Source organism: Marinomonas ushuaiensis DSM 15871 (assembly GCF_000521805.1).
GTDB classification, from domain to species: domain Bacteria; phylum Pseudomonadota; class Gammaproteobacteria; order Pseudomonadales; family Marinomonadaceae; genus Marinomonas; species Marinomonas ushuaiensis.
Genome location: NZ_JAMB01000001.1, coordinates 325973 through 344047, shown reverse-complemented (window position 1 = coordinate 344047; position 18075 = coordinate 325973). Strand labels below are relative to the sequence as shown.

Genomic DNA, 18075 nt, shown 5'->3' with positions numbered 1-18075 from the left:
TTGATTTTCAAAAAAGACGGCTGACTTAATCGGTGGTTAATTCCACCATTAGGTCGCTGCTGATATTTTCCAACGCCGCTTCAAGTTCCACCAGCGTTACGCTCACGGGGATCGCCAACACCATGTCGGTTTTAAACAGCATGTCCGAACTCATCGGTGCAGGCTCGCAGGATGTTTTCAACTCTTTCACGTTCACCATTAAAGAATGCAAAACCTGAGAGACTTCTTTCACTATGCCAGCTCGATCATTACCCACAACAGATAAAGACAAGGTTGAACCTTGAGTAATATCTTGGGTTGCATTTTCAACAGTGACGTTAAGACCAAGCTTTTCAAAGTCACGTAGATCTTTGATTAAGGCATCCTGATGCTCTAAAGGAACGGATAACGTGAGAATGCCAGCAAATTTATCCGCCAAATGCGCCATGCGGCTTTCTAACCAATTACCATGATGACGAGAAACCGTATCGGATAAACGCTCAACAATACCGGGACGATCTTCTCCGATAAAGCTTAAGACTAGATGTTGTGACATAAAATTCTCCATCTATTATTTTTAGTGTTATTCAAAGAAAGTAATTCAAAAATATACTGTGCCATCAGTCTAGACTACGTCAACTAAACGAGTGTGCCAAGCAAGCTAAAAACGCCACATGACGCCTCTGTCTTTTCTATATTTTTCACCATCATAAAAAATTAAATTAATAATTCCTTATTAATCAATTAATTATAATAATAAAACCATATATGGTAATCGAACTCCCATATATGACTTCACTTTGAAGTGGCTCTTTCCTAGTATCTTAAGACGGAGATCGATATGACATCAGAACCAGTAAGAAAAACAATAAAAGTCATTGAGCTTTTTGCCGTAAGTGACAAAGCAGAAACCTTGGCAAGCATTTCACGAAAATGTGAGATTCCTGTGGCAACGGTTTCTCGCATAGTTAATACGCTTGAAAAAGAAGGCTACTTACGTCGATTAAAAGATAAGTCTTTTGTACGTAATTTTTATCTACAAAAGAAAATGAGCTTGTCGGAAGGCTATTTAAGTCTTCTAGAGCAAGTGTTGGAAGACATCTCTGATCAATCAGAACAGTCTTGTGAAGCGATATTCATTGAGAATTGTCAGCTTTATTGGCTATCCAAAAAAGAATCAAAAAATGTCGCTTTTCGTCTTAAAGCGCACACAGGATTTAGACGCCCACTATACGAATTAGATTCACCATCACGACTCAGCTTAGCGGCAATGGGTTGGGATGTAGTACGTAAACAATTCGATGTAAATGCATTTTTTGAAGCTGGGGCTTTGCGCAATAGCGTATCTAAAAGTTACTTGAAGGAGCAATTACAAAATACTTGTTTAACCGATGTTTTATATGACATCGAAGGCAATGTTCGTGGAATACGTCGTTTCTCGAAAGCCATTTATGACAAACAAGGCAATTTTATTCATCTGCTTTGTATTGCAGAAGCGGCTATTTCGGTTCACGACATTGACGCTCATATTGAAAAAAATAAAAAAATCATCAATCAGGCGGTTCAGAAACTCACCGCTTTTCTTCACAGCGAGTAGATAAAAATGAAAAAACAACCCAACATTCTCTTTATCATGGCTGATGATCACGCTTCTAAAGCCATCAGTTGCTATGGACATGGGATTAATAAAACTCCGAACATTGACCGCTTAGCAACAGAAGGCATGCGTTTCAATCATTGCTACGTTACCAATTCAATCTGTACGCCAAGCCGCGCCAGCATCCTTTGCGGTACCTATAATCATGTAAATGGCGTGATGACATTAGAAAGCAAAATTAACAAACACATTCCTAATGTAGCAAAACATCTACAAACCGGTGGTTATCAAACCGCTATGATTGGCAAATGGCATTTGGGAGAAGGTTCAGATCACGAACCATCTGGTTTCGATTTTTGGTCTGTATTACCCGGCCAAGGTGAGTACTTTGATCCAGAATTGATTGAGATGGGAGAACACATTCAAGTCCCAGGCTACGCCACTGAAATCATTACTAAGAAATCCATTGATTGGCTAAAAGAAACCGACAGCGACAAACCTTTCTTTTTAATGTGTCATCACAAAGCCCCACACCGTTCTTGGGAGCCGCACCCTAAATATCGTGATTCTTATACTGACGACATCAAAGTCCCTGAGACTTTCTCCGATGATTACAAAAATCGTGCAAAAGCGGCTCAAGCGGCAAAAATGCGAGTGCATGGTGATATCACATATTTTGACCTTGGCCTTGTTCAACCAGAAGGCGGTTCAGAAGTAGGTGAACTTGCAGTTGATGGCTCACTCGTTCGCAAAATACCCGTGCCAGAAGATTTAAGCACCTTCAAACTTATCGATAAGGATAACGGTGACGTCTTCACTTTCAAAACTCAAGACGAGCTCGCTCAATTTAAATACCAACGTTACATTAAGCGCTATGTCCGTACCATTGCGTCAATTGACGAAAGCGTCGGTGAGTTACTTGATTACCTAGACGAAACAGGTCAAGCAGACAATACCATTGTTATTTACACCTCAGACCAAGGGTTCTTTTTGGGTGAGCATGGCTGGTTCGATAAGCGCTTCATGTATGAAGAGTCTTTCCAAATGCCATTTTTAATCCGTTATCCAGAAGGGATCACACCAAACACGATTTCTAATGACATTATTTCAAACGTTGATTTCGCACCGACTTTTCTAGACTACGCGAATTTACCTGTGCCGAACTATATGCAAGGCACCAGTGTTAGACCTGTCTTAGAAGAAAATACACCAGAAGATTGGCAAGACGTGGCGTACCATAGATATTGGATGCACAGCGATGAACATCACAATGCTTATGCTCATTATGGTGTCCGCAACAAACGCTACAAATTAATTTTTTGGTACAACGAAGGTTTTGACTTACCGGGTACGCAGCCGGGCGGAGAAGAAAAAGAGTGGGAATTGTTCGATTGCGATGAAGATCCTCTTGAATTGTTCAACTGTTATAACGATCCGAAATACCAAGATGTTGTCCGTGATATGACTCTTATTCTCGACCAGAAAATGCTCGAGATCGGTGATATTCCACAACACGATATAAATAAAACGCTAGCGTCACAATAAATTAAGAGGCGCTTTTAGCCCTCTTTTAATAAAGTCTATTAAAAAAATAAAAGGACAAACCATGAAACTTAAATTTTTAGTTAAAGCGATCTCTACTGGGTTATTAGTTGGCTCAACAGCCATGGCATCTGCTGCAGACTACGACCTAACAATGGCATCGACGACACCTGTTGCCTCTCCTTGGGGGAAAACACTAACGAGCTTCCAATCATTGGTAAAACAATACACCGATGACCAAGTCAACATTAACGCCAGCTTTGGTGGTGCACTAGGCAACGACACTCAGTTATTACAGAAAGCTCAACTTGGCTCTACGGTTCAAGGCGCTCAGTCTTCAGGTGCGAATCTAGGCTCTGTCGTTCATGCTTTTAAATCGTTCGATGTGCCATACATTATTAAAAACATTGAAACGAGTAATAAATTGTTCTATCCGTATGGCACGTTAGGCGGCGAAGCGGTTGATGAACTTCAATCACTTATGGCGAAGAAAAACCTACGTTTGCTTTATGTTATGCCATTTGAGTTCCGCGGTATTTTAACAACGGGCAAAAAAGTACAAACGCCAGCGGATATGAAAGGTTTGAAAATCCGCGTAACGCCAAGTGAAGTTGAGCGTAGCATGATCACTGAATTGGGTTCAGGTGCGACAACATTGGGCATCTCTGAGGTTTATACGGCACTTCAAACTGGTACGGTTGATGGCTTGGCCATTCCTCCTGCTACCGCCGTTGCATTTGGTTTACATGAAGTGGCAGGCAATATGAATCTATTGAACTTCCAACCGCACGGCTCTTTCATGACAGTCAACGCACGCACTTGGAATAAACTTCCACAAGACTTGCAAATGAAAGTTCAAAGAGCAGCGGACGATGCGGTTAAACAAAATGCCGCCTTCTTTGAAATTGAGTTAACCAATGCACTTGAAAAATTCAAAGAGCAAGGTGTTAATGTCATTACGCCAACCTCTGCTGAGCAAGATACCTTCACGGCAATTATTCAAGCGCCAACCACTAAGATTGCGACTAAAGACTTTAATAAAGACGAGAAGCATTTCTTTGAAACTCTAAAAAGCACATTGGACAATATCTAAAAACATAGGGCAGGATGTTCTTCCTGCCCATTTTTTAAAGTAGATTTTAATATGCTAAAGCTAATAAAAATAATGGATAGATATTTCGAAGAATTTCTATGCAGCCTTATGCTGGGCTACATTGCGATTTCTCTCAACATTGAAGTGTTTAACCGTTACTTTCTGAACTCGCCTTCTGCGTACACAGATGAAATTGCTAGAACACTGATGATAATGCTGATATTTCTCGGCGTACCTTGGGCGGTAAAATCCAATAAACACGTTATTATCGATCTCATCCCAACATCTAAAGCTTGGCAATCGAAACGTGTTGTTATTGAACTTATTTCACACATTATATTCATTGTATTTAGTATCTTATTTGCGTTGGCGGCCTATCGTGCTGCTGAATTCCATCACATGTTGGGTTCCACTACCGAAGGTTTAGGCATCCCTTATTGGCTGCTTCTCGGTTCTTTACCAGGCATCTTCGTACTTACTATCGTTCGACTTTTACAGCGTATCTATACTCTGTTGAAAACTCGTAACGCGACAGATTCTCAGGAGCCAATCAATGTCTAGCCTTGAAGTGACACTCACTGTTTGCTCTTTTTTCCTGTTCATTATGTTTCAAGTGCCAGTTGCTATTGCGTTAGGTTGCACTCTGTTTGTGGCCTTCTATAGTCTGGGGTTCGATACCATCGAATTAGCGCTTGATGCTTATCAGTCACTCGACAGCTTCCCATTATTAGCCATTCCTATGTTCATCTTGGCAGGTACCTTGATGGCGACAGGCGGGGTAGCACAACGAATATTGGATCTTGCCGATGAGTTCGTTGGGCATTTACCCGGCGGATTGGCAATCGTAACTATATTTGCGTCTTTATTGTTTGGTGGTCTTTCTGGCTCCGCACCGGCAACCGTGGCCGCGATCGGAACCATTACGATTCCTGCGATGATTAAACAAGGCTACAGCAAAGGGTTTGCAGCAGGGTTAACCGCCTGTTCTGGTGTGATTGCGATATTGGTTCCACCTTCAAATCCAATGATTATCTATGCACTGGCTCAACCTGGTACATCGGTGTCATCCATGTTCTTAAGCGGGTTACTTCCTGGTTTGCTTTTAGCTCTCGGTATTGCCATTCCAGCTTACTGGGTTTCAAAGAAAAACAATTGGGGTGGCACTCGAGAAGCTGGGACATGGAAAACGCGACTCAAAGCAACTTATAGAGCGAAATGGGCGATACTGACTCCCGTCATCATCCTAGGCGGCATTTATTCCGGTGCATTTACGCCTACGGAATCGGCAGCAGTGGCATCACTTTACGCCTTTATTATTGGTGCCTTTGTTCACAAAGAAATCAAACTGAATAATGTGTTTAGCGTTTTTTCACAATCGGCAATTATGTCTGTTGTTGCAATGTTTCTGATTCCTTTTGCCGTGGTGTTAGGTAAGTTGTTATCGTCCCAACAGATCCCTGAATTAATCACTGGCTCCATGTCTTCATTTGTAGATGGTAAAGTCATGACGATCTTATTGGTCATTGCTTTATTATTGTTTGTCGGCTGTTTCATGGACACCTTAGCGTCCATTATTGTATTAACGCCTTTGTTGTACCCGATGCTTAGTCAATATGGCATTAGCCAATATCACTTCGGTATTATTTTGATTGTTTGTCTCGGGTTAGGCTTTGTTACACCACCATTGGGCGGCAACCTCTTTATTGCCAACCAAATCAGTAAAACATCCGTACAGAAAGTATTTATTGGTGCTTTGCCGACGCTAGGTGGCATGCTGATCGCGGCCTTACTTATTGCGTTCATACCACAAATCTCAGAAATTTTTCTGTAACCAAAGCACGGTGGATTATGAGTAAGTGGTATGAAGAAGGGGAAACACCGGATTATCGGTTTTCCCTAGCCAATGAGCGAACTTTCTTGGCTTGGATCCGAACTGGGCTTGGCTTTTTTGTTTCAGCTCTCGCTGTTGATCAAATGATTTCTTATTTGAAAATTGATCCTAAGCTCAGTGTTTTAGTGTATCTATTCTTTCTCATCAGCGCATTTTGTATCGTTAGTGGCTACCTTCGCTGGCGGGAAAATGAAATAAACATGCGTCATGGCAGAAGTTTAAAATACGGCATGGCTAATATTTTATTGGCTTTGTTTACTTCTGCGTCACTCATCTCGTTATTTATTATTAAATGGTAAGAAATCACCGCGAAACCCAACATGAACGCACAGCGCTCTCATGGATGAGAACCGTGACCTTATCTGCATTGGTCGTACTCTATTTTTTAAAAACAGGCCATTTCCAATCTCATTTAGCCTATTACTTTGCTGCAGCCGGTCTTATTTCATTGTTCATTGCTTACAATAGAAAGAATAAGCTTCTACTTTGCAGCACCTTAATTGCTTTAATCATTTCTTATCTATTCCTCTAGTGCTCGGTCACTGTGCTATATAAACACTCTCTTTTTTTACCACTAATATACTCAAGAAATTGCTTTCATCTGTTAAAAGTAGCCGTTTGGATACAATAAAGGTTATGCTGTTAATAATGTACAACTGCCATCTTTATAAGGTAAAGGAATGCAGATAGATAGAGACGTCAAACAAGATGAAATACAAGAGTCCTTACGCCTTTTGTACTCCAATGTTTTAACCAGTACGGCTGTTTCTGTTTTGATCAGCAGTCTGTTTGTATTTTCACATACTTTTAAAGAGGACTACACAGGCAAGCTCATTTGGTGGGCGGTTATGATTGTTATGTTGTCTTTGCGCCTTTTCGATTTAGCTCAATATCGAAAAAAATCGTCTCAAGGCTATATTGCGACAAAAAAAGACCTATGGTGTTTCTCCAGTTTATCCTTTTTGGTGTCCTCCACTTGGGGCGCTTACCCTTTATTTTTTCACCCGTTCTCTGACTCGTTTGAACTCGTTACCACCATTATTATTTTATGTGGCATCGGCTCTGGTGTTGCTATTATGTGGTCTGCTAATAAGGCTACTTCTATTATGTGTATTGTGGCAATGTCAGTGCCTTATTCAGCCTTGTTACTCATTTCAGGCAACTCATATGAACGATTCATCGGTACAATGGGGATGACTTACGCAATCGCTATGTCGTTAACTGCTTTTAAACTGTCCAATTTCACCCATAAAGCCATTCATTTAAAAAGCCAAAACGCTCAACTCTTATTGACGATGGAAAAAAAGGTAGAGCTCCGCACACAAGAGATTTACCGACTGTCTAATATAGATCGTTTAACAGGCCTTTTAAATCGCACAGCTTTTTTGAAGGAGTTAAACCAGATTGTTGACGCCGATGCTTCAACACCATTTGCGTTGTTATTCATCGACCTTGATGGTTTCAAACAAGTAAACGACAGCCTAGGGCATGAAGTTGGTGATAAAGTCATTCGAGAAACGGCTTCACGTATTGCTTCATTATCTCAAGGGCCGCTGCCTATTTGTCGATGGGGTGGCGATGAGTTTCTGGTTGCGTATAGATACCAAGACCTTGAGGATCTAGAGAGTTTCTCACAACAGCTTATTCACTCCATTAGCCTTCCTCATACCATATCTCTGTCAAAAACTTGGGTTGGCGCCAGTATTGGCGTTGCTTTGTACCCTCAGCATGGCAAAAATTACGATACTTTGATTCAAAGTGCTGACATAGCGATGTATCAGCAAAAACGCCTAGAAAAAGGTAAAGTAAGGTTTTTTAATGAGTCATTACGCCTCCAAATCATCCGAGAGCGGTTTCTCAGTGATCGACTCGTTACAGCCATCGATGACAACGAGTTACGATTGGTATTTCAACCTATTGTAAAAAGTAAAACAGAGGAGGTTGTAGGTCTAGAGGCATTATTAAGATGGCGCCTTGATGGCGAAGAGGTCTCACCTGTCGAATTTATCCCTATTGCTGAACAGTATGGCATGATAAAAAGCATAGGTTTATGGGTCTTAGAAGAAGCCTGTCAGCAAATATTAACCCTGTCTAAAAGTACTAAAAACTTAACCGTTAGCATCAATGTTTCTATTATTCAGCTTCAAGATAAAGACTTTGTCACACACGTTAGAAGGCTTCTTACTCAATTAAAATTTGAACCAAGCCGATTACACATAGAAATTACCGAATCTGTTTTCGCCACTGATAAATCAACATTGATGACTCAAATAAAAGCACTCCAAGAAATGAACATTGAAATATGTATTGATGATTTTGGAACAGGTTATTCATCTCTTGCAAGCATGCAAAATCTGGGTGTCGACATCGTTAAAATAGACAAAAGTTTTATCGATAAAATCAACAACAGTGGTTCAAACATTGTCCATGCAGTCATGCAAATTTCACAATCTATGGGTTATCAAGTTGTAGCTGAAGGCGTCGAAACACTAGAGCAAGTTAACAAGCTAAATGAAATCGGCGTACATTTTTTACAAGGTTATTATTTTTCCAAACCTTTGGAAGTAGAGCAACTCAATAACTATTTAGGCAACCACTTGAAATAGGCCGCTCAACAGAGTTTGGCTTCATTATAAAATAAAGCCCAGATTCTTCCTTATTCTAGCCCTTTAATTGTAAGTACAATCGACACATATAGAGAGCATCTAAATCTTTTTAAGGAATATAAAAATGTCGAATTTAATAGACAAGTTAAACTGGCGTTACGCGACAAAGAAAATGGACCCAAGTAAAGCGGTTGAGCAATCAAAAGTAGATCGTATTTTAGAAGCAACTCGCCTAACAGCAACGTCTAGCGGCTTACAGCCATATGAAGTGATTGTAGTCACCAATAAAGCCTTACGAGAAGCGATTGTTCCTCACGCTTGGAACCAAGCGCAAATCACAGACGGCTCACACCTTTTGGTTTTCGCTGCGTGGGATAACTACACAGAAGATCGCATCAATGAAATGTTTGATCTAGTGAATGACGAACGCGGCTTTAAAAACGAAGGTTGGGAAAACTATCGCCAAATGATCTTAGGAGCTTACCCTCCACGTGATGCGGAAGTAAACTTTCAACACGCAGCACGCCAAGCTTACATTGGTCTTGGAACTGCGCTAATTGCAGCCGCTGAAGAAGGCGTAGACAGCACGCCGATGGAAGGTTTTGATCCAGTAAAAGTAGATGAAATTCTTGGTCTAACAGAACGTGGGTTACGCTCTGTTATTTTGTTGCCATTGGGCTACCGAGCAGAAGAAGGCGATTGGCTGAAAAATCTGAAAAAAGTTCGAGCATCAAAAGAAAAATTTATTACTGAAATGAAATAATTTTTTCATTGAATGAAATAATGTAAAACGCCACATCACTGCATAAGTGATGTGGCGTTTTTATGTCAATTGCCTAATGTTATTTGCTTAAAACACGGTAAACAATGGCGCCGAGCAAGGCCCCAAGTAACCACGCATAACCTGATAATACCGCTAAAGCATCTACCCACACTGTCGATACAGAAAAAACTGCGCCAATAATGAATGCGATCACCGCAATATTATTCCAACCTTTAGAATAGAAATACGCACTTTTTTCACTCTCATCATACAGATCCGCAAGCTGTAGTTTTTGCTTACGAATCATGTAGTAATCAACAATCATAATGCCGTAAAGAGGCGCAAGTGTTGCCCCTAAAGTATTCACAAATGCACCAATGCCTACTTGGCTGATGAAGCTTGTCCATAAGGCACCAATGATTAAAGCAAAACCTGATGTGATGAATCCGGCTTTTTGGAAAGTCATGCTTTTTGGCGCTAAGTTAACGATACCATTCACAGCGGGAATAAAATTCGCCACCAAATTAATACCTACTGTTGCTGCAAAAAAAGTGACCGCAGCAATAATACTTAATAAAGCACTGTCTGCTTTTTCAACAATTGCCGTTGGGTTAGTCAGTTGTTCGCCATAGACAACAGCCGCACCAGCAGTAATAAGCAAAGCAAGAGCTGAAAAGATAATCATGTTCAAAGGCAAACCTAATAGGTTACCAAGCGTCATAGATTTATGGTCTTTAACATAACGGGAGAAGTCACTGAAGTTGATCATCACAGCAGAAAAATACGCCACCATGGTACCGACAATAGCGATAAAACCTTTTAGCTCAGAACTAAATGTTGCGTCTTCGTGACGAAAAATACTGTTTGCGGCACTCAACAACTGACCGTCCGCTTTATTCCAAAGCACAATCAACAATCCAATCATAACGGCATAAACGAATGGGCCAGCTAGATTTAAGAATTTACCAACCCAATCCATACCGCGAGAAAAAATCACCATTTGCAAAGCCCAAACAATTAAGAATGAACACCAGCCAATAATAGTCATACCAAAATAACTGTCACCACCCGTAGCACCTGTAATGGTTACGATCAAAAGATTAAGCGCTGTTGAAGCGAAATACGTCTGAACACCAAACCAAAACACCGCAACAATTGATCGAAGCATAGCAGGTAACTTTGCACCTTGTGTTCCCATGCTGGCACGAGCTAACACTGGATAAGGAATGCCATAGTCGACACCCGCTTTACCTGAAATGTTAACTAAGAACATCACCAACAAACCTGCAGCGATCAATCCAGCAAATGCAGTCCAGCCGGTTACACCATAAGCAATAAACAACGAAGCGACTAAGGTGTAGCCAAACAAACTTTGAATATCATTGGCCCAGATATTAAAGATTTCAAACCATTTCCAGGTTTTTTGCTCTTCTCCAATAGGAGCAAGAGAATCGTTCTCAATGTTAGGTAGTTGACTCATAAGTATTTCCCTTGATCATGAAACAAACATTTCTTTTATTTTATTCATGAAATGCACATTTCATGCCACGAAATTAATTCGCCTTAAGTCATTGAATTTTGGGAAGCCAAGTTAATAAACGAAGGATAAGTAATGATTGATTCTAGGGAGAGTGCGCCAATCAAGATCAATTTATAATGGTTCGCACCATTTTGATTAAGCTAAAACAGATAGACATCTTAAATGAAAGACACAGCTTCCTAAATTTTGCCCCTTTTGGAAGCAACAATTATGGTATTAATAATTGATATGGACATTTTATTTAGGATAAACGAATGAAAAAGTACTTGGGAATTCTAGTTACTGCATTGTTATTAAGTGCTTGTTCTAACGACGACTGGCGAACAGCCAGCCGCGAGCCAGCAGGTATTGCTCCCAATCCAAAAGAAGTCTCTGAAGCCGTTATTGAGTTCTATGCAGCCGATGCGTTCAGCTGGCGTGGTTGGTTTGCCGTACATTCTTGGGTCGCAACAAAAGAAAAAGGTGCGTCAGAATACACGGTTTATGAAGTGACTGGTTGGCGAGTAAAGCGTGGCTTGCCCGCTTTGTATGAATACAAAACCAGCACACCAGATCGTTATTGGTTTGGCTCGAAGCCAGAAAAAGTATTATCGATAACCGGTATAAAAGCCGAAGCTTTGATTCCAAAAATCACCTCAGCGGTTGCACGTTACCCTTGGGCAAATGAATATACCGTTTTTCCTGGACCAAACAGCAACACATTTCCAACTTGGGTCGGTTTACAAGTACCTGAGCTGGGACTTGATATGCCATTCAGTGCAATTGGCAGTGGCTACGCGGATAATGACGAGTAATCATCATTATCCTCAACCAAAGCATTGCGATTAGTGCTTTGTCATTCCTGGGTTCGGAATAAAGTTGATTACCACTTCTTCTGCTTCTGGGGCATTGCTGTGTGGTGTATTCACTCTTGTTGGTATTTCAGTTGGCTGAGCCTGTATTACCGTAGATTGCTCATCAGTGTAGCCACACGAAATACATTCACGATATTGTTTTTCAACCTCATCATCACGCCATGCGCGAATCTTATCCATTTCACTACAACGTGGGCAGACGGCACCAGCGATAAAGCGTTTTACTGTCATTATGTTCCCTTATGAAAAAACAGCGTGACGATAATCTCGGCCACACTGTTCGTTTCTAGTTTATTTACAGATTTTGTCTATTACGCAGCAATACCGCTGTGTCTTAATAGCGCATCAGTGCTTGGTTCACGACCACGAAATGCAGCGAACAATTCCGCTGCGGGACGAGAACCACCATTAGCCAATATGGTATCACGGAAGTGTGCGCCCGTATCCGAATTGAAAATGCCGTCTTCTTCGAATTTCGAGAAGGCATCGGCAGACAAAACTTCTGCCCACTTGTAGCTGTAATAACCCGCAGCATAACCACCAGCAAAAATATGCGAGAAGCTATTTTGAAAACGGTTAAACGACGGTGGCGTAATAACCGCAACCTTGTTACGAACATCTTCAATGACAGATTGAACTGAAATATCTTTTTGATATTCCATGTGCAAGCGGAAATCGAACAAAGAAAACTCTAGCTGACGTGTCATTTGCATACCAGACTGAAAATTTTTCGCCGCTAACATTTTGTCTAACAAGTCTTTTGGAAGCGGTTCGTTGGTTTCATAATGTCCTGCAATGTATGCCAAAGCTTCCGGTTCATAACACCAGTTTTCCATAAATTGACTTGGCAGCTCAACCGCATCCCACGCCACACCATTGATCCCAGAAACAGAAGCCACATCGACTTGGGTCAGCATGTGATGCAAACCGTGACCAAACTCATGGAACAAGGTGGTTACTTCATTGTGTGTCAGCAAAGCGGGCTTATCGCCAATCGGTGGTGTGAAGTTACACACCAAATACGCAATAGGAAGCTGCAAACTATCATCACTCAAGCGACGACGCGTACGGCACGAATCCATCCAAGCGCCACCACGTTTTGCTTCACGAGCATAAGGGTCGAGATAAAAACGTGAAACATCCTCTCCGTCTTTGCTGATAGTGAAAAGCTTTAACTCATTGTTATAACTATCAAATTCTTTTTCTTCACGAATATCTACGCCAAATAACGTTTGTGCCACGTGAAACAATCCAGACAAAACGGTGTTCATTGGAAAGTAAGGGCGAAGCTCTTCTTGTGAAATGCTGTATTTATGCTGACGCAGTTTCTCAGCGTAGTACGTCATATCCCAAGCGTTCAGTGTTTCCACACCGTTTTCTTCTTTTGCATACGCGATAAGTTGCACAAGATCTTGTTTTGCCGAGCTTTTTGATTTTTCTGCTAGGTTTTCCAAAAAGTCGATAACCTGCTGTCCGTTATCGGCCATTTTCGTCGCCACAGACAATTCCGCGTAATTATCGAAGCCTAAGATATGCGCCATTTCATGACGTAAAGATAAGATTTCATCAATTAATGGAGCGTTATTAAATTTGATGTCACCACCTTGATCTGATGCGCGTGTGGCAAAGGCGCGATACATTTCTTCTCGTAGTTCAGCATTATCCGCATAACTCATAACAGGCATGTAAGATGGGAAATCTAAAGTAAATAGCCAACCGTCTTTTTCTTTTGCTTCTGCCATTTGTTTCGCTTGCGCAAGCGCCGATTCTGGTAAGCCTGCTAATTCGCTTTCGTCGGTAATCAACTTGCTCCACGCTTGGGTTGCATCCAATACATTTTCGCCAAACTGGCTACTCAGTTCAGATAACCGCTGGTTGATTTCGCCGTAGCGTTTTTTGGCATCACCTTCAAGGCCAACACCCGACAATTCGAAGTCACGAATGGTTTGCGTTAAAGATTCTTTTTGCGCTTGAGTCAGATCTTTTGCGGTGTCACTTTCTGCTAAGGTTTTATAAGCCTGATACAAATCTTTATTTTGACCTAGATCCGTATAAAACTGAGTCAATTTTGGCAAACACGCATTGTAGGCAGCACGAATCTCAGGTGTGTTTTTAACCGAGTTCAAATGACCAATTGGCGACCAAAAATTGTTCAGATCATCATCCAATTGATCAAGCGGCAAAACCAAGCTTTCCCACGTTGGATTGGTGTTCTCGCTGACGCAAGCATCAATTTCTGCTTGGTTGCGTTTAAGTAGAGCTTCTAAATCTGTTTCAATGCTAGAAACATCAACACCCGTAAAATCCGGTAAGCTTGTCGCGCCCCATACAGACTCTGACATATCGTGATATCCTTTTATAAAAAGTTGAACATTTGGCTCTTATTATCAAATACTTATCAATTGTACTTATAACAAGACGTCAAACGACGCTGGTACGTTTCAAACTGTAACAAAAACTGAACAAACGTAACCTAATGACTATGTATTAATAATACTATGCTTAATAAGATATGTGGTCTCTGGCTTTTTTCAATGCACAAATAACTATTGTACTAATAGTTCCTTCATTTATAACGCAAGATGTCTCGTAAGAGAGGGTTTATGGTCATGAAATCTTTCCGAGGTAATACACCTCAAATAGGCGATCGAGTTTGGATTGATGATAGCGCGGTTGTTATCGGTGATGTCATCATCGGCGAAGACAGTTCTGTTTGGCCTTTAGTTGCCATTCGTGGCGATATGCATCGTATTCGAATTGGCGCTCGCACCAGCATTCAAGATAATTCCTGCCTACACATTACTCACGCCAGCGCTTATAAACCAGACGGCCATCCATTAACTATCGGTGATGATGTCACAGTAGGCCACATGGCGATGCTTCATGGCTGTACTATCGGCAGCAAGATTTTAATCGGCATGGGCACAACTATTCTGGATGGTGCCGTTGTCGAAGATGAAGTCATCATTGGCGCTGGCTCATTGGTACCACAAGGAAAACGTCTTGAATCTGGCTTTTTATATATGGGATCTCCTGTAAAGCAAGCTCGCCCATTGAGTGAAAAAGAAATCGAATATTTCCAATACGCCGGATTAAATTACGTCAAATTAAAAGACGAATACTTGGCGGAGAAAGAACGTTTCGATCAGAAAACAGACTGATATCAGATACAAAAAAATACTTAACGAAAAGTGTAAGAATATTTCACTCTTCCACGTCTAACTACTAGAAGCGAAATGCTGAGGCTCAAATGATTGATGCAACCCTTTCCTCTGATATGAATGGTTCACCCAGTGCTGATATCTTTCACGACGCTGTTTTTATGGAAGACCTACGTGGCCAAATGATTAAATTTGCGCAATTACAGGTCCGAGACAGCCAACTAGCGGAAGATGCGGTTCAAGAAGCCATGATTTCAGCCTACAAGAACATCGATCGTTTTGGCCGAAAGTCAGCCTTTAAAACGTGGGTTTTCTCGATTTTAAAAAATAAAGTCATCGATCTTCTACGTAAAGAAAAACGCCATACAGCAGTAAGCCAATTAGAAGATGGCTCAAACCTGAATGGCGATGAGCTTCTGGACACACTGTTTAAAGACAACGGTCATTGGAACAAGCACGAACGACCTCAAAAATGGGACCAACCAGAACACGGGGTTGAAAACGAACATTTTTGGCGAGTCTTTGATGTCTGTTTGAATGGATTACCCGATAAATACGCTAGGCTTTTCATGATGCGAGAATTCTTAGAAATGGACACTACTGAGATTTGTCACACCGAAGAGCTGACCGTCAGTAATCTTAATGTCACCTTGTACCGTGCTCGCCTTCGATTACGAGAGTGCCTAGAAGATAACTGGTACCAAAAAGGATAAGTAAGCATGATGAATTGCAAGCAAGCGACTCAATTGCTTTCTGAAAAGCTTGATAGACCGCTTAATAGGAAAGAAAAAATATCACTTGGAATACATACAACCATGTGTGTTCCTTGTCGTCAGTTTGGTCTTCAAATGGAAGAATTAAGAGATATATCAAAGTCTTACGTAAATAAAAAAACAGACTCAGAAAAATAGTCATTTATTTTTGTAAGAAACCCAACGGCTCGTGCGTCAAATGCAGGTAAACAGAAAGTAACGGTTTTTAGAATCGAAACTCGACAAAATAGCCTAACTGAATAAAACAAAAGTAACTTAAACAGGATATTGATTATGAAAAATACAAAAGCAGCGTTAGCTCTAGCTCTTGGCACAGCAGTGGCGATTTCAGCCGTATCCATTCCAGCTCAAGCAGCAAGCAAAGAAAAATGCTACGGCGTTTCTTTAGCAGGTCAAAACGATTGTGCAGCTGGCCCAGGCACTTCTTGTGCAGGCACCTCTAAAACGGACTTCCAAAGCAATGCTTGGAAACTAGTCCCTGCTGGCACTTGCGTTGATTTGGAATCAAAAACTTCCTCAACTGGCCACGGCCAATTGAAAGCGTTCTAAGACAACAGACTCTATATATGATGTCTTGTGTTCCTAGCGAACAAAAACACCCGCAAGCCGAAGGCTCCCCTTTACCTTCGAGCTTTGCGAGTCGTTTTTTATCCCATTCTGGTATTAGTCTAAAACCCGCTTACTACCAGCTTATTTTGTCTTCTTTTCCTGAAATAGGCTTCTTTGAAATCCACGCAGAAAACTATTTAAGTAAAGGCGGGCCCGCACGTCACTATTTGAATTTAATCCGTCAACATTACCCAATTACAGTACATGGTGTTGGATTATCCATTGGCGGCGAACATGTGATTAACCAACAACATCTTGAGCAAGTTGCCCAACTGGTTAATGAAGTTCAACCTCAGATATTCTCTGAGCATTTAGCTTGGTCTTCCCATGACAGCACTTTCCTAAATGATTTGCTACCGGTTGCTTACGATGAAGCCACTTTGCGCCGTGTTTGTGAGCACATTGATCACATTCAATCTCACGTAAAACGCCAAGTACTCATTGAAAATCCATCGACTTACTTCGAGTTTCATCGCAGTGAAATGAGCGAAACAGACTTTCTCGCTGAAATGGTGAAACGCACTGGCTGCGGTTTATTATTAGACGTGAATAATGTTGAAGTCTCTTGTTTTAACCATGGTCATGACCCTTACCAATATTTGAATAACTTTCCTGTCGCTGCTGTTGGGCAAATACATTTGGCCGGACACACCACCGACAGTAATGCGGTTGTGCCATTAAAAATAGACAGCCATGATGAAGCGGTTTCACATGATGTTTGGGCTTTGTATAAACATACACTTTCATTAACGGGTGATTGCCCGACACTGATTGAGCGAGATGGTAACCTGCCACCAATAGGTGAGTTATTAGCAGAGGCACACCTTGCCGACAGCATTCGACAAGTTAACCAACAGGAGTCTCGCCGTGAACACGCAATTTAAAGCGGCATTACTCACGGAAGACACACGCTTTTATGAGGAAATAAAAGCCTCTTCAATGGAAGAGCAAGAAGTGCGCCTGAATGTTTACCGAAACAATGTCACAGTGTCTCTAATTGAGGCTTTATGCGATATATTTCCCGTTACTGAAGCCATTGTCGGTGATGAGTTCTTTCACGCTATGGCTCGAATCTATTTATTAAATAACCCTCCAAGTTCTCCGATTATTCGTGAATACGGTCAAAATTTTTCAGATTTCATTCGTAATTTCGAACCCGCTCAAAGCCTTCCATATTTACCAGACCTTGCTGCACTTGAGCACGCCATGCTGACGCTCACACACAGCGAAGAGTACGACATGCTTGATCAAGAAGCCGTCTCTGATGCATTTACCTCTGTGGAAGACCCCAGTACCTTATCGCTTCGTGTTCCGCCAACCACACACATTCTCGTTTCGCCTTTTGCTATTGGTTCTTTATACCAAGCTCACTTCAGTGATGGTCATCAACGACTGAACCAAGTCGAGATCAATAAGAGTGAATATTTACTGCTGGTAAAATCTCACCTTTACGCGCAACTGCATGTTATCAATAAAGAAGAAGCAATCTTCATCAAAAATCTCATGCAGGAAAAAACACTTGGAAACGCCGTACCTGAGTCAGATTCATTCAACTTGGGTGAGACTTTAGCAAAATTGATTGAGTGGAAAATATTAACAAATGTGACACAAATTCACACAAAACAACCACTCTGAAATACGACGTTCCATAGTAAAGTAACTTATAG

The 18075-nt window shown here is 41.2% G+C and carries 20 protein-coding genes; 16 read left to right on the top strand and 4 right to left on the bottom strand.

Features of this window, described 5'->3' with window-relative positions; all coding sequences use genetic code 11:
* Positions 1 to 25 precede the first annotated feature (25 nt).
* The gene (locus MUS1_RS01570) at positions 26 to 535 is read right to left on the bottom strand and encodes a glycine cleavage system transcriptional repressor (RefSeq protein WP_036158142.1); all 510 of its coding nucleotides are present in this window, start codon (positions 533 to 535) and stop codon (positions 26 to 28) included.
* Positions 536 to 820: 285 nt separating this feature from the next.
* Here MUS1_RS01570 and MUS1_RS01565 point away from each other — a divergent pair, with 285 nt between their 5' ends.
* The 9 genes from MUS1_RS01565 (at position 821) to MUS1_RS01530 (ending at position 9471) form a co-directional block, all read left to right on the top strand.
* Positions 821 to 1576 (top strand): helix-turn-helix domain-containing protein, encoded by a 756-nt coding sequence (locus tag MUS1_RS01565; RefSeq protein ID WP_036158139.1) that lies wholly within the window; start codon positions 821 to 823, stop codon positions 1574 to 1576.
* A gap of 6 nt (positions 1577 to 1582) precedes the next feature.
* Positions 1583 to 3121 carry a sulfatase family protein gene (locus MUS1_RS01560; RefSeq protein ID WP_036158136.1) on the top strand — a complete coding sequence of 513 codons (1539 nt, stop codon included), beginning with the start codon at positions 1583 to 1585 and terminating at the stop codon, positions 3119 to 3121.
* Positions 3122 to 3182: 61 nt separating this feature from the next.
* Complete coding sequence (locus MUS1_RS01555; protein ID WP_036158133.1) at positions 3183 to 4211, top strand: TRAP transporter substrate-binding protein; 1029 nt, start codon at positions 3183 to 3185, stop codon at positions 4209 to 4211.
* A gap of 51 nt (positions 4212 to 4262) precedes the next feature.
* Positions 4263 to 4772, top strand: coding sequence for a TRAP transporter small permease (locus MUS1_RS01550; protein WP_084035519.1), 510 nt, complete (start codon positions 4263 to 4265; stop codon positions 4770 to 4772).
* A complete protein-coding gene (locus MUS1_RS01545) occupies positions 4765 to 6042 on the top strand; it encodes a TRAP transporter large permease (protein WP_051436040.1) in 1278 nt (425 codons plus the stop codon). The genes MUS1_RS01550 and MUS1_RS01545 overlap by 8 nt, the downstream gene beginning before the upstream one ends.
* 17 nt (positions 6043 to 6059) lie before the next feature.
* A complete protein-coding gene (locus MUS1_RS01540; protein WP_036158127.1) occupies positions 6060 to 6401 on the top strand; it encodes a YidH family protein in 342 nt (113 codons plus the stop codon).
* Complete coding sequence (locus MUS1_RS16350) at positions 6395 to 6634, top strand: DUF202 domain-containing protein (protein WP_084035518.1); 240 nt, start codon at positions 6395 to 6397, stop codon at positions 6632 to 6634. The genes MUS1_RS01540 and MUS1_RS16350 overlap by 7 nt, the downstream gene beginning before the upstream one ends.
* A 148-nt stretch (positions 6635 to 6782) precedes the next feature.
* Positions 6783 to 8708, top strand: coding sequence for a putative bifunctional diguanylate cyclase/phosphodiesterase (locus MUS1_RS01535; RefSeq protein WP_036158124.1), 1926 nt, complete (start codon positions 6783 to 6785; stop codon positions 8706 to 8708).
* 124 nt (positions 8709 to 8832) lie between these two features.
* The gene (locus MUS1_RS01530; protein ID WP_036158121.1) at positions 8833 to 9471 is read left to right on the top strand and encodes an NAD(P)H-dependent oxidoreductase; all 639 of its coding nucleotides are present in this window, start codon (positions 8833 to 8835) and stop codon (positions 9469 to 9471) included.
* A 79-nt stretch (positions 9472 to 9550) separates the two neighbouring features.
* Here MUS1_RS01530 and MUS1_RS01525 read toward each other — a convergent pair whose 3' ends face one another.
* Positions 9551 to 10951, bottom strand: a complete 1401-nt coding sequence (locus tag MUS1_RS01525; protein ID WP_036158118.1) for an NCS1 family nucleobase:cation symporter-1 — start codon at positions 10949 to 10951, stop codon at positions 9551 to 9553.
* Positions 10952 to 11265: 314 nt separating this feature from the next.
* On the opposite strand from MUS1_RS01525, the gene MUS1_RS01520 reads away from it, so the two are divergent.
* On the top strand, positions 11266 to 11805 hold the full coding sequence (locus MUS1_RS01520) for a DUF3750 domain-containing protein (RefSeq protein WP_036158116.1): 540 nt from the start codon (positions 11266 to 11268) through the stop codon (positions 11803 to 11805).
* A gap of 30 nt (positions 11806 to 11835) precedes the next feature.
* On the opposite strand, the gene MUS1_RS01515 is transcribed toward MUS1_RS01520, so the two are convergent.
* Positions 11836 to 12096, bottom strand: a complete 261-nt coding sequence (locus MUS1_RS01515) for a YheV family putative zinc ribbon protein (RefSeq protein WP_036158113.1) — start codon at positions 12094 to 12096, stop codon at positions 11836 to 11838.
* 80 nt (positions 12097 to 12176) lie between these two features.
* A complete protein-coding gene (gene prlC / locus MUS1_RS01510; protein WP_036158110.1) occupies positions 12177 to 14207 on the bottom strand; it encodes an oligopeptidase A in 2031 nt (676 codons plus the stop codon).
* A 261-nt stretch (positions 14208 to 14468) separates the two neighbouring features.
* On the opposite strand from prlC, the gene MUS1_RS01505 reads away from it, so the two are divergent.
* From MUS1_RS01505 to MUS1_RS01480, 6 genes are all read left to right on the top strand, one after another.
* Positions 14469 to 15026, top strand: coding sequence for a gamma carbonic anhydrase family protein (locus tag MUS1_RS01505; protein ID WP_036158107.1), 558 nt, complete (start codon positions 14469 to 14471; stop codon positions 15024 to 15026).
* Positions 15027 to 15115: 89 nt separating this feature from the next.
* The gene (locus tag MUS1_RS01500) at positions 15116 to 15739 is read left to right on the top strand and encodes an RNA polymerase factor sigma-70 (RefSeq protein WP_084035517.1); all 624 of its coding nucleotides are present in this window, start codon (positions 15116 to 15118) and stop codon (positions 15737 to 15739) included.
* Between the two features lie 6 nt (positions 15740 to 15745).
* Positions 15746 to 15937 carry a zf-HC2 domain-containing protein gene (locus MUS1_RS01495; protein WP_036158104.1) on the top strand — a complete coding sequence of 64 codons (192 nt, stop codon included), beginning with the start codon at positions 15746 to 15748 and terminating at the stop codon, positions 15935 to 15937.
* A 135-nt stretch (positions 15938 to 16072) separates the two neighbouring features.
* Positions 16073 to 16348, top strand: coding sequence for a BufA1 family periplasmic bufferin-type metallophore (locus MUS1_RS01490; RefSeq protein WP_036158101.1), 276 nt, complete (start codon positions 16073 to 16075; stop codon positions 16346 to 16348).
* Between the two features lie 17 nt (positions 16349 to 16365).
* Positions 16366 to 17292 carry an MNIO family bufferin maturase gene (gene bufB / locus MUS1_RS01485; protein ID WP_245595708.1) on the top strand — a complete coding sequence of 309 codons (927 nt, stop codon included), beginning with the start codon at positions 16366 to 16368 and terminating at the stop codon, positions 17290 to 17292.
* Positions 17276 to 18043, top strand: coding sequence for an HvfC/BufC N-terminal domain-containing protein (locus MUS1_RS01480; RefSeq protein WP_036158099.1), 768 nt, complete (start codon positions 17276 to 17278; stop codon positions 18041 to 18043). Before bufB ends, MUS1_RS01480 begins: the two co-directional genes overlap by 17 nt.
* Positions 18044 to 18075 lie beyond the last annotated feature (32 nt).

Excerpts from the sequence above, each read along its gene's own strand:
- MUS1_RS01515 (WP_036158113.1), bottom strand. The coding sequence starts at position 12,096 with ATGACAGTAAAACGCTTTATCGCTGGTGCCGTCTGCCCACGTTGTAGT.
- MUS1_RS01560 (WP_036158136.1), top strand. The coding sequence starts at position 1,583 with ATGAAAAAACAACCCAACATTCTCTTTATCATGGCTGATGATCACGCT.
- MUS1_RS01555 (WP_036158133.1), top strand. The coding sequence starts at position 3,183 with ATGAAACTTAAATTTTTAGTTAAAGCGATCTCTACTGGGTTATTAGTT.
- MUS1_RS01520 (WP_036158116.1), top strand. The coding sequence starts at position 11,266 with ATGAAAAAGTACTTGGGAATTCTAGTTACTGCATTGTTATTAAGTGCT.
- bufB (WP_245595708.1), top strand. The coding sequence starts at position 16,366 with ATGATGTCTTGTGTTCCTAGCGAACAAAAACACCCGCAAGCCGAAGGC.
- MUS1_RS01550 (WP_084035519.1), top strand. The coding sequence starts at position 4,263 with ATGCTAAAGCTAATAAAAATAATGGATAGATATTTCGAAGAATTTCTA.
- MUS1_RS01500 (WP_084035517.1), top strand. The coding sequence starts at position 15,116 with ATGATTGATGCAACCCTTTCCTCTGATATGAATGGTTCACCCAGTGCT.
- prlC (WP_036158110.1), bottom strand. The coding sequence starts at position 14,207 with ATGTCAGAGTCTGTATGGGGCGCGACAAGCTTACCGGATTTTACGGGT.
- MUS1_RS01540 (WP_036158127.1), top strand. The coding sequence starts at position 6,060 with ATGAGTAAGTGGTATGAAGAAGGGGAAACACCGGATTATCGGTTTTCC.
- MUS1_RS01570 (WP_036158142.1), bottom strand. The coding sequence starts at position 535 with ATGTCACAACATCTAGTCTTAAGCTTTATCGGAGAAGATCGTCCCGGT.
- MUS1_RS01530 (WP_036158121.1), top strand. The coding sequence starts at position 8,833 with ATGTCGAATTTAATAGACAAGTTAAACTGGCGTTACGCGACAAAGAAA.
- MUS1_RS01535 (WP_036158124.1), top strand. The coding sequence starts at position 6,783 with ATGCAGATAGATAGAGACGTCAAACAAGATGAAATACAAGAGTCCTTA.
- MUS1_RS16350 (WP_084035518.1), top strand. The coding sequence starts at position 6,395 with ATGGTAAGAAATCACCGCGAAACCCAACATGAACGCACAGCGCTCTCA.
- MUS1_RS01545 (WP_051436040.1), top strand. The coding sequence starts at position 4,765 with ATGTCTAGCCTTGAAGTGACACTCACTGTTTGCTCTTTTTTCCTGTTC.
- MUS1_RS01490 (WP_036158101.1), top strand. The coding sequence starts at position 16,073 with ATGAAAAATACAAAAGCAGCGTTAGCTCTAGCTCTTGGCACAGCAGTG.
- MUS1_RS01565 (WP_036158139.1), top strand. The coding sequence starts at position 821 with ATGACATCAGAACCAGTAAGAAAAACAATAAAAGTCATTGAGCTTTTT.
- MUS1_RS01505 (WP_036158107.1), top strand. The coding sequence starts at position 14,469 with ATGGTCATGAAATCTTTCCGAGGTAATACACCTCAAATAGGCGATCGA.
- MUS1_RS01495 (WP_036158104.1), top strand. The coding sequence starts at position 15,746 with ATGATGAATTGCAAGCAAGCGACTCAATTGCTTTCTGAAAAGCTTGAT.
- MUS1_RS01525 (WP_036158118.1), bottom strand. The coding sequence starts at position 10,951 with ATGAGTCAACTACCTAACATTGAGAACGATTCTCTTGCTCCTATTGGA.